Source organism: Marinobacter sp. UBA2688, from assembly GCF_002352785.1.
Lineage (GTDB): Bacteria > Pseudomonadota > Gammaproteobacteria > Pseudomonadales > Oleiphilaceae > Marinobacter > Marinobacter salarius.
Map to the genome: position 1 here is coordinate 184,699 of NZ_DELU01000027.1, position 14,897 is coordinate 199,595.

Sequence of the window (14,897 nt, forward strand, 5' to 3'; positions counted from 1 at the left end):
TTCCAGTGATTGCGGAGGCTCCTTTTGGGAGCCTCTGTTATTTCAGGGGCCCCAATGGGCAAGGGGGAAGGGGAAAGTAACGATGTTTTATGCCACCGATACCATTGCAGCAATTGCCACGGCCCCGGGCCAGTCCGGGGTGGGTATTGTTCGGGTATCTGGCCCGCAGGCAACGGCCATTGCGCGCCAGATGCTGGGGTTCGAGCCCAGGCCGCGTTACGCACACTATGGTCCGTTCCTGGACACTCGGGGGGAACTGATCGACGAAGGTATCGGGCTGTATTTTCCCAATCCCCATTCGTTTACCGGCGAGGATGTGTTTGAGCTCCAGGGCCACGGTGGCACCGTTATTCTCGACCTGCTGTTGAGAACGGTGTGCGAACTTGGGGCTCGCCTGGCCCGGCCCGGAGAATTTTCAGAACGGGCTTTCCTGAACGACAAACTGGACCTGACCCAGGCCGAGGCTATCGCCGACCTGATTGAAAGCAGTTCGGAGCAGGCAGCGCGCTGTGCGGTGCGTTCCCTGCAAGGCGTATTCTCCCGCAGAATTGACGCCCTGGTTGAGGCTGTTACCCACCTACGGATATATGTCGAGGCTGCGATCGATTTCCCGGAAGAGGAAATCGATTTCCTGGCTGACGGCAAAGTGGCGAACGACCTGCAGCTCATTATCCAGGACCTGGATGTTATCCTTGAGGAAGCCCAGCAAGGCACTATTCTACGAGATGGTATGAAGGTGGTGATTGCCGGGCGTCCCAATGCTGGCAAGTCCAGTCTGCTCAATGCCCTGGCGGGACGGGAGGCGGCCATTGTGACCGCAGTTGAAGGCACCACCCGGGATGTGTTGCGCGAACACATCCACATTGATGGCATGCCCCTGCACATCATCGATACCGCCGGCCTGCGGGACAGCCCCGACGAAGTGGAACAGATCGGGATTGCCAGGGCCTGGGACGAGATTCGTCAGGCCGACCGTATATTATTGATGGTAGATGCCACCACCACACCGGAAACTGAACCCCATCAACTGTGGCCAGACTTTATCGACCAGTTACCACCCGGCGCGCCCCTGACCGTCATCCGCAACAAGGTGGACCTGACTGGCGAACCAGCGGGCATCGAGCAACTGGACGCCAGTGCCGCGCCGGTGGTGCGCATTGCGGCCAAGTCAGCGGACGGTCTGGAAGTGCTGCGCGATCATCTGAAGCAGTGTATGGGATTTGCCAGTACCACCGAAGGCGGCTTTATCGCCCGGCGTCGTCACCTGGATGCCCTTGAGCGGGCCCGCGTTTCCCTGCTGCAGGGCGAGGACCAGTTACAGGGCTATGGAGCCGGTGAACTGTTGGCAGAGGACCTTCGTGCTGCCCAGGATTCTTTGGGGGAAATCACTGGTGTAATGACACCTGATGACTTACTGGGGAAAATCTTCAGCAGTTTTTGCATCGGCAAATAAGCCTCAAAAGAAACGGTTTGAACCTGCCTTCTTCCGTGTAAAACTAGTCGCTTCATCGACTGCTGAAAACGGCTAGTGAGTGTAGATGTATCGTCCGTATTCCTGTCTTCTGATTTTGCTCTTTCTAAGCGGATGCGCAAGCGTCGACGGTGATCGCTTGTCCAAGGCGTCGTCGGATTTGCTGGAACGAACCGGGCAGGTGATGAAGAAGATCGTTAACCCGCAAACGCCGAATTCCTACCAACGGGAACAGCGGGCGTTGTTTGAACAGCCGTACATCGACCCGCTGACGGAATACCTTGCGGAGTACCGCGACGATCCATCCCGCGCTTCCGTACTACATAACGTGGAACGGGAACGGGATCTGCGTTGTGAAGCCATTGCAGACGAGTACGCCAATGAGCCGGCGACCAACGCGATGCTTCAGCGCTATCAAGCCGGCTACCGTTACTCATGCCCGGGCGAGGTTGCCGCCTTTGCGGAGCGGGTGAAGCGGCAGCCGTCGACACCGGAACCCGAACCTCGTGCTGAGCCGGAGTCAGCCACGGTAGACGTTGCCGATGAAAGCGGCGTTTCCGACCAGGCCCTGAGTGACTGCTACCTGTTGATGGCCATTCGCAATTACAGTGAAGCCAGAGAGGCCTGCCAGGGTCCGGCTGACAACGGCGACGTGCGCGCGCAGTCCAATATGGCCATTATTTTCCATGCCTTTGAAGACTACGCCAGTGCACGGGTATGGGCCGAAAAGGCGGCGCCTGCCTCTGGCGAAGCCGCGTTTCTGTTGGGCCAGATGTACGCCACCGGACGTGGTGTCGGGCAGGATATGGATCAGGCCGTTTATTGGTACACTGAGGCTGCCAAGCGGGGCCACAAGCAAGCACAGGCAGCGCTGGACCGGCATCTGGAAGACCTCCCTGCCGGAGACACCTGACTCACTGCCCGAGGATATCCGTAATGCCGGGGATACTTCCCAGCCGCCTGACTCGTCGGAAAACCCCGTCCTCACGCCAATCCATCATGTGGATGCTGGGTTTGTTATTGCTGGTGTTTGTTGTCGGAATGCTTCTGTTATCCAGCCTGAATCTCAGTTACTCACGGGATGCCCTCTCCGAGCTTCGGAGGCAACAGATCAATGAGGTGGTGGGTGCAGGACTGTCGCGCATCAATGCCCGTCAATCCGCTTTGGCAAGCTACACCATTACCCTCGCCAACGTTGGTGAGAGTTTCCACGAGATGGTCGAGAGTGGGATGTCCGGTCGTGCTCTGTCTATAGTGCGTGGGAGCCTGGAGCACACCTTGAACGCCCATTTGCAGGATTTCGAGGGAGCGGCGGGTGCCGGGCTCTGGTTTGAGCCGGGCGTGTTGTCAGAAACAGGCACCAGCTATATGCCCTACTTTTTGCAGGGTAGCGACGACAACACACTGACAAGGCTGGATACTGAATCCCGTTTTGACCACTATCGCAACGCTCCCTGGTTCGGTCGCACATTGGAACAGGAGTGGACGGCCGATCCCGACAATTCCGGACACGTGTACTGGTCGCCGGTGTATTTCGATCTCAATACTGAACGCGCGGTGCTGACGCTCGCCAGTCCTATGTACGATCGTGACGGCAACCTGTTGGGCATGGCTACAACTGCTTGGGGCGCTGACCAGATCATCGATGTTGTCAGTCGCATCACCGTCACCCAACACAGTTTCGCGTTCCTGAATGACCGCAACAATCGCAATCTATCGAGCCTCAGTCAGGGGAAAGACACCCGCAGGGAGCAGGCCCTGATTGATGCCATCCTGGCGCTGGATCTTGGTGCTGATGTTGACTCAGCACGGTCCTTGGGCGAGGTCGGGGAACTGACCACTCGAGGCCTCTCAGCGGGCAATGAAGACTATGAGCTTTACTATGCCGCCACCGCTGGGGGCATGGTGTACGGGGCCGGCGTTCCGCGAAATGAGATCAATGCAGTGCTGCTGCCGATGGAGCGCACCAATTACCGGATTCTGGTCGGTACCGTCTCGGCGATGCTGATCCTGAGCCTGTATCTGTTGTACCGGATTATCCAGCTGATTCGTGAATTGCAGGCGTCCTATACCGACGACCTTACCGGTCTCCCGAACCGTGTCCGTTTGTTGCGGGATCTCCAGAACCGCCAGGCAGCCGCGTTGCTGATCATCAATCTGGACCGCTTCAACCAGATCAACAGCTTGTTCGGTAATGTCTGTGGCGACCATGTGCTTTTGGCGGTTGCCACACGATTGACCGCGTTCAGCCGCGATCATAACCGCGAAATTTTTCGGGTATACCGTCTTCCCGGTGACGAATTTGCTGTCCTGGCACCGGCAATGGCGCCGGAAGTGGCTCACCAGCTTGCTGTCCAGGTCCGGCATCTGGTTACTGGCGACCGGGTGTATTGGCAGGAACAGCGCCTGACGGTGGATGTCAGTATCGGCATCGCGCTTCGCAATAACCGGAAGCCGGAAGATGCCGCCGATCAGTTGGTCAGCCAGGCAAAAGTGGCGGTATTACAGGCCCGGGAAACAGGACGCCATCATCTGTTGTATGACCCGGCCGTAGGGGTTGAGGAAAACTACGAAAACAATCTGTACTGGGCCAATCGCCTGAAAGAAGCCATTGACCATGATCGCCTGGTGCCGTGGTTTCAGCCTATCCAGGATAACCAGAGCGGCCGTATCTCCAAGTACGAATGCCTGGTGAGGATGGTGGAGCCGGATGGCAGCGTGATCAGTGCTGGCCGCTTTATGGACATCGCCAATAAACTGCGGCTGAACCGACGAATCACCGAACTGATGATCGAGAAATGTTTTGCTTGTTTTACCGGGCGCGACGACGAGTTTTCGATCAACCTCTCCTACGGTGACATCACCGAGCCGGAGACCGTCGCTCAGATCCTCTCCGCCATCGAAACCTCAGGCATTGGCGATCGCGTTATCTTCGAGATCCTGGAATCGGATGGTATTACCAACTACGACGACATCCGCACGTTCATCGAACAGGTCAAACCCTATGGCTGCCGTATTGCCATCGACGATTTCGGCACTGGCTACTCCAATTTTTCCCACCTGCTGAGCCTGAACGTGGACTTCATCAAGATTGATGGCAGTCTGATTCGCAACCTCCATGAAGATCAAACCGCGTTCCTGGTGACCAGTGGCATCGTCCAGTTCGCCCGCAGTCTGGACATTCAAACGGTGGCGGAATTTGTCCACAACGAGCCGGTTCAGGCAAAGGTAAGGGAGTTAGGGATCGACTTTTCACAGGGCGAGTACGTCAGCATGCCGGTGCCGGCCCCCGGGTCTGCTGACTAGGCAGATGCCGGTTCATTCCATTACGAAAACACACATTTTTATTGTCAAATACCGTGAAAACCTGGGGTAGACTCCGGCGACACAGAGAATGACAGACCGTGACATCAGCTCATGGCGACCACGCATATCAAGGAGATAAACCGTGCGGAACCTGCCAGTGTTCTTACTCGCTGCCCTCGTCTTGATGACGGGTGTTTCCAGCGCCCAGGCTTCAGACAAGCTGTATCTGTATACCGAAAACTTCCCCCCGTACAACATGAGCGCTACCGGCCGGGCGTTCGAGCATAACGGCACCAACATTGATGGTCTGTGCACGGAAATGGTCAAGGCCATCCTGAACAACACCGATCTGGATTACGTGATCAAGCTGCGCAATTGGGATTACGGTTACAACCGGGCACTCAGCAAGCGTAACCACGGTATTTTCTGCACCACCTACACGGAGTCCCGCGCGCCGCGTTTCAAATGGGTTGGCCCGCTGACCCGGAACCTTTGGACCATTTTCGCGCCGGCGGGTACAAACCTGCAGATTGATAACCTTGAGGACGCCAGGGGGCTGCGTTTTGGCGGCTATCGCAATGACGTAATGACCGAATACCTGCTCGAGCGCGGCTACGAGGTGTCCACTCTGGACAGCGATGACCTCAACCCGAAACGCCTGGAGCTCGGCCAGATTGACCTGTGGATCGCAGACCGCCTGGCCGGCCCTTATTTTGCGTCCCAGCAGAACGTTGAGGGGCTGGATCCGGTCTACTCGTTTAACGACACCGAGCTTTTCCTGGCGATCAACCTGGATACGCCGGACGCCACGGTCGAAAAGCTTAACGCCGGGCTTCGAAAGGTTCATGAAACCGGCATGTTTGAGGCCATCGAAACCAAGTACGGCCTGTAAGTTCGTACTACAGGCCGTACTCGCTTCAGTCGGTGAAGGCCATGTGCTCGGGCGCCAGTTGCATCAGGCTTCTTGTCGGGCTCAACATGCAGGTGGCGTGAGCCTGCGCCCGGGGCAGCAGGCGTTCATAGTAGAACTCTGCCGTGGCCAGCTTGGCATGGTAGAAATCTTCCGAGTCGTCACCACTCTTGTCCAGTTTCTCTGAAGCGACCGCCGCCATCCTTGCCCACATGTAGGCCATGGTCACGTAACCGCTGTACATCAGGAAGTCGTTGGCAGCGGAACTCACCACATCGCGGTCCTTGCGGGCGGCCAGCATCAGCCGCACCGTAAGCACATTCCATTGCGCTGTCAGTTTGAGCAACTCCACCGAGAAAGGCCGTACCCGTTTGTCGGTCAGGGTCTTGCGGGCAAAATTGGCGACCTTGAGGGTGAACTCCCTGACCGCCCCGCCCTGAGTCATCAGCAGCACCTTGCGGCCCAGCAGGTCCAGCGCCTGGATACCGGTGGTCCCTTCATAGAGCGTGGCAATGCGGGTGTCGCGGACAATCTGCTCCATGCCGTGCTCGCGGATATAGCCGTGGCCGCCGAACACCTGTACCCCCAGATTGGCGGCTTCGTTGCCCAGCTCGGTCAGGAAGCCTTTCAGAATGGGGGTCAGAAAGCCCAGCCTGTCATCGTAAGCATCCGCTTTCTTCTCATCACCAGCGGTGTGGCCTTCCACCATGTGATCGGCCAGCCGTGCGGCGTAGTACAGCATGGCACGCCCGCCCTCGGCGATGGCTTTCTGGGTCAGCAACATGCGGCGGACATCGGCATGGTGAATCAGGCTGTCGGCCACCTGGTCGGGTTCTTTCTTACCCGACAGGGCGCGCATGGAGCGGCGTTCCCTGGCGTAATCCAGCGCCCACTGGTAGGACAGTTCCGCCGGGCCGACACCCTGGATGGCAGTGCCGATCCGCGCGGTGTTCATGAAGGTGAACATGCAGTTCAACCCTTCGTTCTCCGGGCCGATCAGGAAACCGGTGGCATCGTCGAAGTTCATCACGCAGGTGGCTGAGGCCTTGATCCCCATTTTCTTTTCCAGGCTGCCACAGGTCACGCCATTGGCTTCGCCAACGCCACCGTTCCCGTCGGGCAGGAACTTGGGCACGATGAACAGACTGATGCCCCGGGTGCCTTTCGGGGCATCCGGCAAACGGGCGAGCACAATGTGAACGATGTTCTCGGTCAGATCATGGTCACCGGAGGAAATGAAGATCTTGGTACCGGAGAGCTTGAAGCTGCCGTCTTCCTGAGGGGCCGCTTTGGTTTTCACCTGTCCCAGATCGGTCCCGCACTGGGGTTCGGTCAGGCACATGGTGCCACCCCAGCGGCCTTCGGTCAGCGGCACCAGGTAGGTTTGTTTCTGGTCTTCGCTACCGTGAAGAAAAATGGTATTCATGGCGCCCATCGACAGGCCCGGGTACATGGAGAAGGACCAGTTGGCGGTACCCATCATCTCCTGCTTGAACAGGCCCATGGAGGCCGGCAGTCCCTGCCCGCCGTACTCCTCCGGTGCAGACAGGCCCTGCCATCCGCCCTGCGCGTACTGTTGATAGGCTTCACGATAGCCTTTGGGGGTGATGACTTCGCCGTTATCCAGTTTGCAGCCTTCCTCGTCGCCGCTCTGGTAGAGCGGGCTCAAGACTTCTTCGCAGAATTTGCCGCATTCGTTGAGTATCGCATCGACGATATCAGGAGTGGCGTTCTCACCGGTTTTCAATCGTGTGTAGTGCCCCGGGTAGTCGAAAACCTCGTTGAGCAGGAACTTCATGTCGCGTAGGGGTGCCTTGTACACCGGCATAGCAAATACCTCTGTGGTTCTGTTTCCATTGCCCGATGTTTTACGGCATTGCCGGCGACCTGCCATTGACGGAAACCGCCATGCCCCCTGTCAGAAAGGACAATTGGCTGAAATGACGCGAGCATGGATGTCGACGTTGCCTAATGATCGATAACAACGCTATAGGCGTATTTGAAGGACCGACCATCCGTTCTGAATCGCCAGGGGAGTGTAAATATCATGCAAATATCGATTGGGACCAACAGGATCACTGGTCTGCCCCGCTGTCTCTGGTTATTGTTGGCGACAGTGTTGCTTGCGGGCTGTGCCGGGCCGTCGCTTGAGGATTACAGTGACCGCGGGCCGGTGTTGACGCCCCAGGAATTTTTTACCGGCGAACTTTCTGCCCGGGGTGTGGTCAAGGATTTCTCGGGCGAAGTGATTCGCACTTTCGATGCGGACATTTCCGCCAGTTGGGACAGCACCGGCATCGGCACTCTGAATGAGGAGTTCCGCTTCGACGACGGCGAAGTCCAGACCCGGGTATGGACGCTGACACCCGACAACGGTGCATTGCACGCCGATGCCGGTGATGTGGTGGAGCCGGGCACCATGCGTTGGCAAGGCAATGCCATTAATATGAATTATGTCCTGCGGGTGTCCTATGGCGACGGCACCATTGATGTCCGCATGGATGACTGGATGTACCTGATTACACCGGACACCCTGATTAACCAGACCACCATGACGAAATGGGGGATAGAAGTCGGGGAGATCGTGCTGGTGATCAGCAAACGATAGCCCATGTCGAACCTTCAGCCGGTTGTTGGGGCACAATCAAGCAGACGGATAATGCAATTATGGTTAAGCAATGGTTGATCGCTCTGGTACTCGTGGCTTTGGCCGCCGGGGGGGCATTCTCCTGGCAGCATCTGACCGGGGAGCAGGCGGCGGACGCCCAGCGGGAACGCCCTGCCAGCAAGGTGAATACGGTCACCCCCGAAATGGAGCTGGTCAGTGACACCGTCAGGGCGGTGGGTAGCCTTCGGGCCCGGGATCAGGTGGAACTGACCACCGAAGTCAGCGGTCGTGTCGTTGAAATGAACCTCGATGCGGGAAAGCGGGTCCAGTCCGGTGACCTGTTGCTGCGGCTCGATGATCGTCAGGCCAGCGCCGATCTGCAGGTGGCGGAAGCCACCCTCTCCGACGCCCGTCGCCAGTACGATCGCGCCCGGAAACTCCAGGCCAACAACAGCATATCCCAGTCCCAGGTGGATGAATTGCGCACCGCTGTCGATGTGGCGGAAGCTCAGCGCGAGGCGGCCCGCACCCGCCTCGACAACCACCGTATTGAAGCGCCGTTTGCCGGGGTTATTGGCCTTTCCGATATCAGCCTGGGAACTTATCTCGGTGCAGGCACGTCGGTGGCCACCCTGGATTCCACCACCAGGATGGAACTGGGGTTCGCAATCCCCGAGCGTTTCCTCGGCCAGATTCACACTGGCCAGACCGTGCGGGGCACGTCGCCGGCCTATACCGGGGAAACCTTTGGCGGTGAACTGGTGGAGTTGGGCACGCGAATTGATGAACTGAGCCGAACACTGCCGGTCAGGGCGCTGATCGACAATCCCGATGGCAAGCTCCGGCCTGGGCAGTTCATGTTGGCCACGCTGACACTCCGCGAACGGGAATCCCTGGTCATTCCCGAGCAGGCAGTAATGATTCGCGGTGACGAGAAGTATGTGTTCGTGGCCGAAGACGGTATCGCCCGACGGGTTTCGGTGACCCTGGGGTCCCGGATGCCTGGCCTGGTGGAAATCGTTGACGGACTGTCGCTGGACGAGCAGGTGATTGTAACCGGCCAGGACAGATTGAGCAGTGGCGACAGGATCAGTGTGGTGGAAGGGGAAAACGTGATTCCCGACAACCGCTTTGCCAACTCCCTGGAGTCCTGAACCGTGATCCTGTCTGATGTCTCCATCAAACGCCCTGTCTTTGCGACGGTTCTCAGTCTTCTTATTGTAGTTTTCGGGTTGGCGGCGTTGCTGGGGCTTCCTGTGCGGGAGTATCCGGACATTGACCCACCCGTGGTGTCCATTTCCACGGATTACATCGGCGCCGCCGCCGAAGTGGTGGACACCCAGATCACTCAGGTGGTTGAAGGGGCTATCAGCGGGATTGAAGGTATTCGCTCCATTGAGTCCTCCACCGAACAGGGCGAATCCCGAACCAGTATCGAATTTACCATTTCCCGCAACGTCGACATCGCCGCCAACGATGTGCGCGATGCCGTGTCCCGCATTGCCGATCAGCTGCCCGAAGAGGCTGAGGCGCCGGTCGTCCAGAAGGCCGACTCGGACGCCCGCCCGATGATGTGGGTGACCTTGCGCAGTGACATCTGGGACAGTGCGGAATTGAGCGATTTTGCCGAACGGGTGCTTGCCGACCGACTGTCCGTGCTGGATGGCGTTGCCGACGTACGCATTGGTGGTGAGCGGCGCTACGCCATCCGGGTCTGGCTGGACCGTGAACGGTTGGCCGCGCGGGATATCACCGTGGCCGAAGTCGAGCGCTCACTGAGGGCCAATAACGTTGAACTGCCCGCCGGCTCGGTGGACTCTTCCACCCGTAACTTCACGGTGCGTGCGGAAGGCCGGCTCACCAATGTGGAGCAGTTCCGTGATCTGGTGATTCGTCGCGACGGCAATGATCTTCTGCGCCTCGGCGAGGTGGCCAATGTCCAGATGGGGGTTGAGTCCGATGTCAGCCGACTGCGGGCCAACGGCAAGACTGCAATCGGCATGGGCATCATTCGTCAATCCAAGGCCAACACGGTGGCGGTGTCCGATGCCGTGCGTGCGGAGCTGGAGAAGATACGCGAGACCCTGCCCCCGGAAGTGACTATTGCCGAAAGCTACGACGAGTCGATATTCATCCGCGCGTCGATCAAGGAAGTGGTGTTTACGCTCGCCATTGCGGTGTCCCTGGTCATTCTGGTGATCTTCCTGTTCCTGCGGTCCTGGCGGGCTACCTTGATACCGGCGGTGACCATCCCGGTGGCGGTTATCGGCGCCTTTATCGGGCTGGGCTTCCTCGGTTTCTCCATCAACGTACTGACCCTGCTTGCAGTCATTCTGGCCATTGGTCTGGTGGTGGACGACGCCATCGTCATGCTGGAAAACATCCAGCGCCGGATCGATGAGGGCGAACCGCCACTGCTGGCGTCCTATCGCGGCGCCAAGCAGGTGGCCTTTGCCGTTATTGCCACCACGCTCACCCTGGTGGCGGTGTTTGTGCCGATTTCGTTTATGGGCGGCAACATCGGGCGACTGTTTGCCGAGTTTGGCTTCACCCTGGCGGCGGCGGTGGTGGTGTCCAGCCTGGTGGCGCTCACCCTGGCGCCCATGCTGTGTTCAAAATGGTTGCGACACAGCCCGGAATCGGCGGAAGGACATCGCTTGTGGGCGGCCAGTGAAAAAGTGCTCAATGGCCTGACCCATGGTTACGAACGCATGCTCCGATTCGCCCTCAACCAGCCCGGATTGTTGCTGGGACTTGGGCTTGTCGGGCTTATCGTTGCCACAGCGATTTTTCCAAGATTGCCGCAGGAGTTGGCGCCTACGGAAGACCGGGGCGTGATCATCATGCCGACCAGTGCCCCCCGGGGCTCGACGGTCGAGTTCACCGATCATTACGTGCGTCAGGCGGAGCAGGAACTGTTGCCCTATCTGGAAGACGGTGTCTCCAATCGGTTGTTGTCGATCGTGGGCTTCCGCGACGAAGAGGACAACGCGTTCATGATCATGGGCCTGGTGCCCTGGGAAGACCGTGAGATCAAACAACAGCAGATCACCAGCGAGCTGCGAGGCAAGCTTAGCCAGGTCACAGGTATTCGCGCGATTGCGGTGAACCCACCGGGGCTTGGGCAGCGCGGCTTTGATCAACCAGTGGAATTCGTAGTGGCCGGGCCGGATTACGAAAGTGTGCAGGCCTGGAGCGAGGAAATCGTCGAGCGGGCGAAGGACAACCCGAACCTGCTGAATCTGGACACTGATTTCGAACTGACCCGCCCCGAACTGCGTGTGTCCATCGACCGGGAGCGCGCCGCGGACCTGGATGTCACCATCGAAGATGTGGGCCTGACACTGCAGACCATGCTGGCATCACGGCAAGTCACCACCTACCTGGACCGCGGACGCGAATACGATGTCATCCTCCAGGCCGCGGACGCTGACCGGGCAACGCCGTCGGACCTGGGGCAGATTTTCCTGCGCCCCCGTGAGGGAGGCACCCTGATCCCTCTCCAGGCGCTGGTGTCGGTGGAGGAGATCGGCGCCAATCCCGACCTGAGACGCATCGACCGCTTGCCGGCGGTTGTCATCAGTGCCTCCCTGGCCGATGGCTATGATCTTGGGGCGGCACTGACGTATCTGAACAACCTGGCTGTGGATAACCTGCCGCCGGAGGCGAGGGTAAGCTACAAAGGGCTATCGCGGGAATTCCAGGAATCGTCGTCGGCGATCTACGTCACTTTTGGCCTGGCATTCGTGATTGTCTTCCTGGTGCTGGCTGCCCAGTTCGAAAGCTGGATTCACCCGCTGATCATCATGCTGTCGGTCCCATTGGCGGTTACCGGAGCCCTGCTGGGCCTGTGGTGGGCCGGCATCAGCCTGAATATCTACAGCCAGATCGGCATCATCATGTTGCTGGGGTTGATGGCGAAGAACGGCATATTGATTGTCGAGTTTGCCAACCAGCTCCGGGATAAGGGCTATGAAGTGAGGGACGCGATTTTGGAAGGTGCCAGCCTGCGCTTCCGGCCGGTGTTGATGACCACCATATCCACGGTCTTCGGTGCCGTGCCTTTGGTGCTCGCAACGGGCGCGGGGGCGGAAAGCCGGGCGTCGATCGGTATCGTGATCCTCGGCGGGCTGGTGTTCGCCACCACCCTGACCCTTTTTATTATTCCGGTGCTGTACAACCTGTTGGCACGGTTTGCCAAATCCACCAACGCGATTGCACTGGAGCTTGAACAACAGGCCAGCCAGTCTCCTGGTGGTCGCGGCATGACGGCCGCCCCGCAATCGAAAGAGATGGATCAGTTCTGACGACCGCAGGCAGCACCAAGCTGTGGATAATTTATTGGATAACCTTCGGATAAGCTTTGGTTAGAACAAAAATAAGTTATTTAAAACAAATAGTTAGGCTGAATAATAAGGCGTTATAGGGCACATCTGATATGTGGATAACTTTCTTGAAAAGTTTTCTGAGAAGGTGTCTACAAGCCGCTGATATCTGTCAGATTTCGGTTATCCACTATTCGTGAAACCCTGCGTGAAACCGCGTGTATCGGGTAGGTAGCGCTCGGGGTCTTTCGATAACCCGCCTGTCTGGTTAAAATTTGCACATTCTGACTGCAATTTACCGGGTGAGACGTTATACTCCCCGCCCTGATTTTCAGGCAGTTTCCTGATACCGAGAATTTTTCTGAGTCCCCGTTTGCCGAGGTGATGTTGTGGATTATCCGACCCGTTTCGATGTCATAGTCATTGGTGGTGGCCATGCCGGCACTGAAGCCGCTCTGGCGGCTGCACGCATGGGCTCCCAGACCCTGCTGCTGACCCACAACATCGAGACCCTGGGTCAGATGTCCTGCAACCCCGCCATTGGCGGCATCGGCAAGAGTCATCTGGTCAAGGAAATCGATGCTCTCGGCGGCGCCATGGCGATGGCGACTGACAAGGCGGGCATCCAGTTCCGCGTGCTCAACTCGCGCAAGGGACCGGCAGTACGAGCCACCCGCGCCCAGGCAGACCGGGTGCTGTACAAGGCGGCGATCCGCGAAATCCTCGAGAACCAGCCCAACCTGACGCTGTTCCAGCAGGCTGCTGACGACCTGATTGTGGATGGTGAGCGCATCACCGGCGTGGTGACCCAGTCGGGCATCCGTTTTCGCGCGCCCACGGTGGTGCTGACCACCGGAACCTTCCTTGGCGGTGTTATCCACATCGGCATGCAGCAGCATTCCGGTGGCCGTGCCGGTGACGCACCGGCCAATGCGCTGGCACAGCGTCTGCGGGAACTGCCGTTCAACGTCGGGCGCTTGAAAACCGGCACCCCACCCCGTATCGATGCCCGCAGCGTGGATTTCTCCGTGATGCAGGAGCAATGGGGTGATGACCCGGCGCCGGTGATGTCCTTCCTGGGTTCCCGCAACCAGCATCCTGAACAGGTCTGTTGCTACGTTACCCGCACCACCGAACAAACCCACGACATCATTCGCAGTGGCTTTGACCGGTCGCCCATGTTTGCCGGTAACATCGAAGGCATCGGGCCTCGCTATTGCCCGTCCATCGAGGACAAGGTCAACCGGTTTGCCGACAAGGACTCGCACCAGATTTTCGTGGAGCCGGAAGGGCTGACGACGAATGAGCTGTACCCCAATGGTATCTCCACCAGTCTGCCGTTCGATATTCAGTTGGCGGCTGTGCGCACCATTCCCGGCTTCGAGAATGCCCACATTACGCGGCCTGGCTACGCCATCGAGTACGACTTCCTGAACCCACAGGATCTGCGCCACACGCTGGAAACCAAGTTCATCCAGGGCCTGTACTTTGCGGGCCAGATCAATGGCACTACCGGTTATGAAGAAGCCGGTGCCCAGGGCCTTCTCGCAGGTATCAACGCGGCATTGCGTGCTCAGGACAAGGACGAATGGTACCCCCGCCGTGACGAAGCCTACCTCGGCGTTCTGGTGGACGACCTGATCACCATGGGTACCTCCGAGCCGTACCGTATGTTTACCAGCCGTGCTGAATACCGGCTGATCCTGCGGGAGGACAACGCCGACCTTCGCCTGACGGAAACCGGCCACAAGCTCGGGTTGGTGGATGACCAGCGTTGGCAGGCCTTTAACAGCAAGCGCGAAGCCATCGCCGCAGAACGTCAGCGCCTGGAAACCACGCGCATTCATCCGGGAACATCTGGCGGCGACGCCGCCAACAGCCACCTGCGTCAGCCCATGAACCGAGACCAGACACTCGCAGAGCTGCTGCGGCGCCCGGAAATCAACTATCGCCACATTGCTGACATGGCCGAAGGCCAAGCAGACGACCCGGCGGTGGCGGATCAGGTGGAAATCGAGATCAAGTATGAGGGTTATATCTCCCGCCAGGCGGACGAAATCGAGCGTCTGCGCCGGAATGAAAATACCCGTTTACCGGATGATATTGATTTTGATGCCATTGGTGGCCTGTCCAATGAGATCAAGCAGAAGCTCAAGGAAGTACGGCCGGAAACCGTGGCCCAGGCCTCACGCATCCAGGGCGTGACCCCGGCCGCCATTTCCCAGGTGCTGGTGCATCTCAAGAAGCGCGACCTGCTGCGCAAGCAATCCGCCTGAG

9 protein-coding genes are annotated in these 14,897 nt (G+C 58.5%); 8 read left to right on the top strand and 1 reads right to left on the bottom strand.

Translation table 11 applies throughout. From position 1 onward, the window contains the following. Positions 1 to 82 precede the first annotated feature (82 nt). The 4 genes from mnmE to B3M52_RS18670 all read left to right on the top strand — a co-directional run bounded on the left by mnmE (position 83) and on the right by B3M52_RS18670 (position 5,669). Complete coding sequence (gene mnmE, locus B3M52_RS18655; protein WP_036211739.1) at positions 83 to 1,453, top strand: tRNA uridine-5-carboxymethylaminomethyl(34) synthesis GTPase MnmE; 1,371 nt, start codon at positions 83 to 85, stop codon at positions 1,451 to 1,453. 157 nt (positions 1,454 to 1,610) lie between these two features. Then, the gene (locus B3M52_RS18660; protein ID WP_075196407.1) at positions 1,611 to 2,384 is read left to right on the top strand and encodes a tetratricopeptide repeat protein; all 774 of its coding nucleotides are present in this window, start codon (positions 1,611 to 1,613) and stop codon (positions 2,382 to 2,384) included. Between the two features lie 23 nt (positions 2,385 to 2,407). Then, complete coding sequence (locus B3M52_RS18665; RefSeq protein WP_226909993.1) at positions 2,408 to 4,777, top strand: bifunctional diguanylate cyclase/phosphodiesterase; 2,370 nt, start codon at positions 2,408 to 2,410, stop codon at positions 4,775 to 4,777. A 142-nt stretch (positions 4,778 to 4,919) separates the two neighbouring features. After that, complete coding sequence (locus tag B3M52_RS18670; RefSeq protein ID WP_036211737.1) at positions 4,920 to 5,669, top strand: substrate-binding periplasmic protein; 750 nt, start codon at positions 4,920 to 4,922, stop codon at positions 5,667 to 5,669. A gap of 25 nt (positions 5,670 to 5,694) precedes the next feature. On the opposite strand, the gene B3M52_RS18675 is transcribed toward B3M52_RS18670, so the two are convergent. Continuing rightward, on the bottom strand, positions 5,695 to 7,515 hold the full coding sequence (locus tag B3M52_RS18675) for an acyl-CoA dehydrogenase C-terminal domain-containing protein (protein ID WP_075196408.1): 1,821 nt from the start codon (positions 7,513 to 7,515) through the stop codon (positions 5,695 to 5,697). A gap of 219 nt (positions 7,516 to 7,734) precedes the next feature. Between B3M52_RS18675 and B3M52_RS18680 the strand changes: the two genes are divergently transcribed. From B3M52_RS18680 to mnmG, 4 genes are all read left to right on the top strand, one after another. After that, positions 7,735 to 8,295 carry a DUF3833 domain-containing protein gene (locus B3M52_RS18680; RefSeq protein ID WP_075196409.1) on the top strand — a complete coding sequence of 187 codons (561 nt, stop codon included), beginning with the start codon at positions 7,735 to 7,737 and terminating at the stop codon, positions 8,293 to 8,295. 59 nt (positions 8,296 to 8,354) lie between these two features. Then, complete coding sequence (locus B3M52_RS18685; protein ID WP_075196410.1) at positions 8,355 to 9,449, top strand: efflux RND transporter periplasmic adaptor subunit; 1,095 nt, start codon at positions 8,355 to 8,357, stop codon at positions 9,447 to 9,449. A gap of 3 nt (positions 9,450 to 9,452) precedes the next feature. Beyond that, on the top strand, positions 9,453 to 12,602 hold the full coding sequence (locus B3M52_RS18690; protein ID WP_075196411.1) for an efflux RND transporter permease subunit: 3,150 nt from the start codon (positions 9,453 to 9,455) through the stop codon (positions 12,600 to 12,602). Between the two features lie 407 nt (positions 12,603 to 13,009). Then, on the top strand, positions 13,010 to 14,896 hold the full coding sequence (mnmG, locus tag B3M52_RS18695) for a tRNA uridine-5-carboxymethylaminomethyl(34) synthesis enzyme MnmG (RefSeq protein WP_041332705.1): 1,887 nt from the start codon (positions 13,010 to 13,012) through the stop codon (positions 14,894 to 14,896). Position 14,897: the final 1 nt, after the last annotated feature.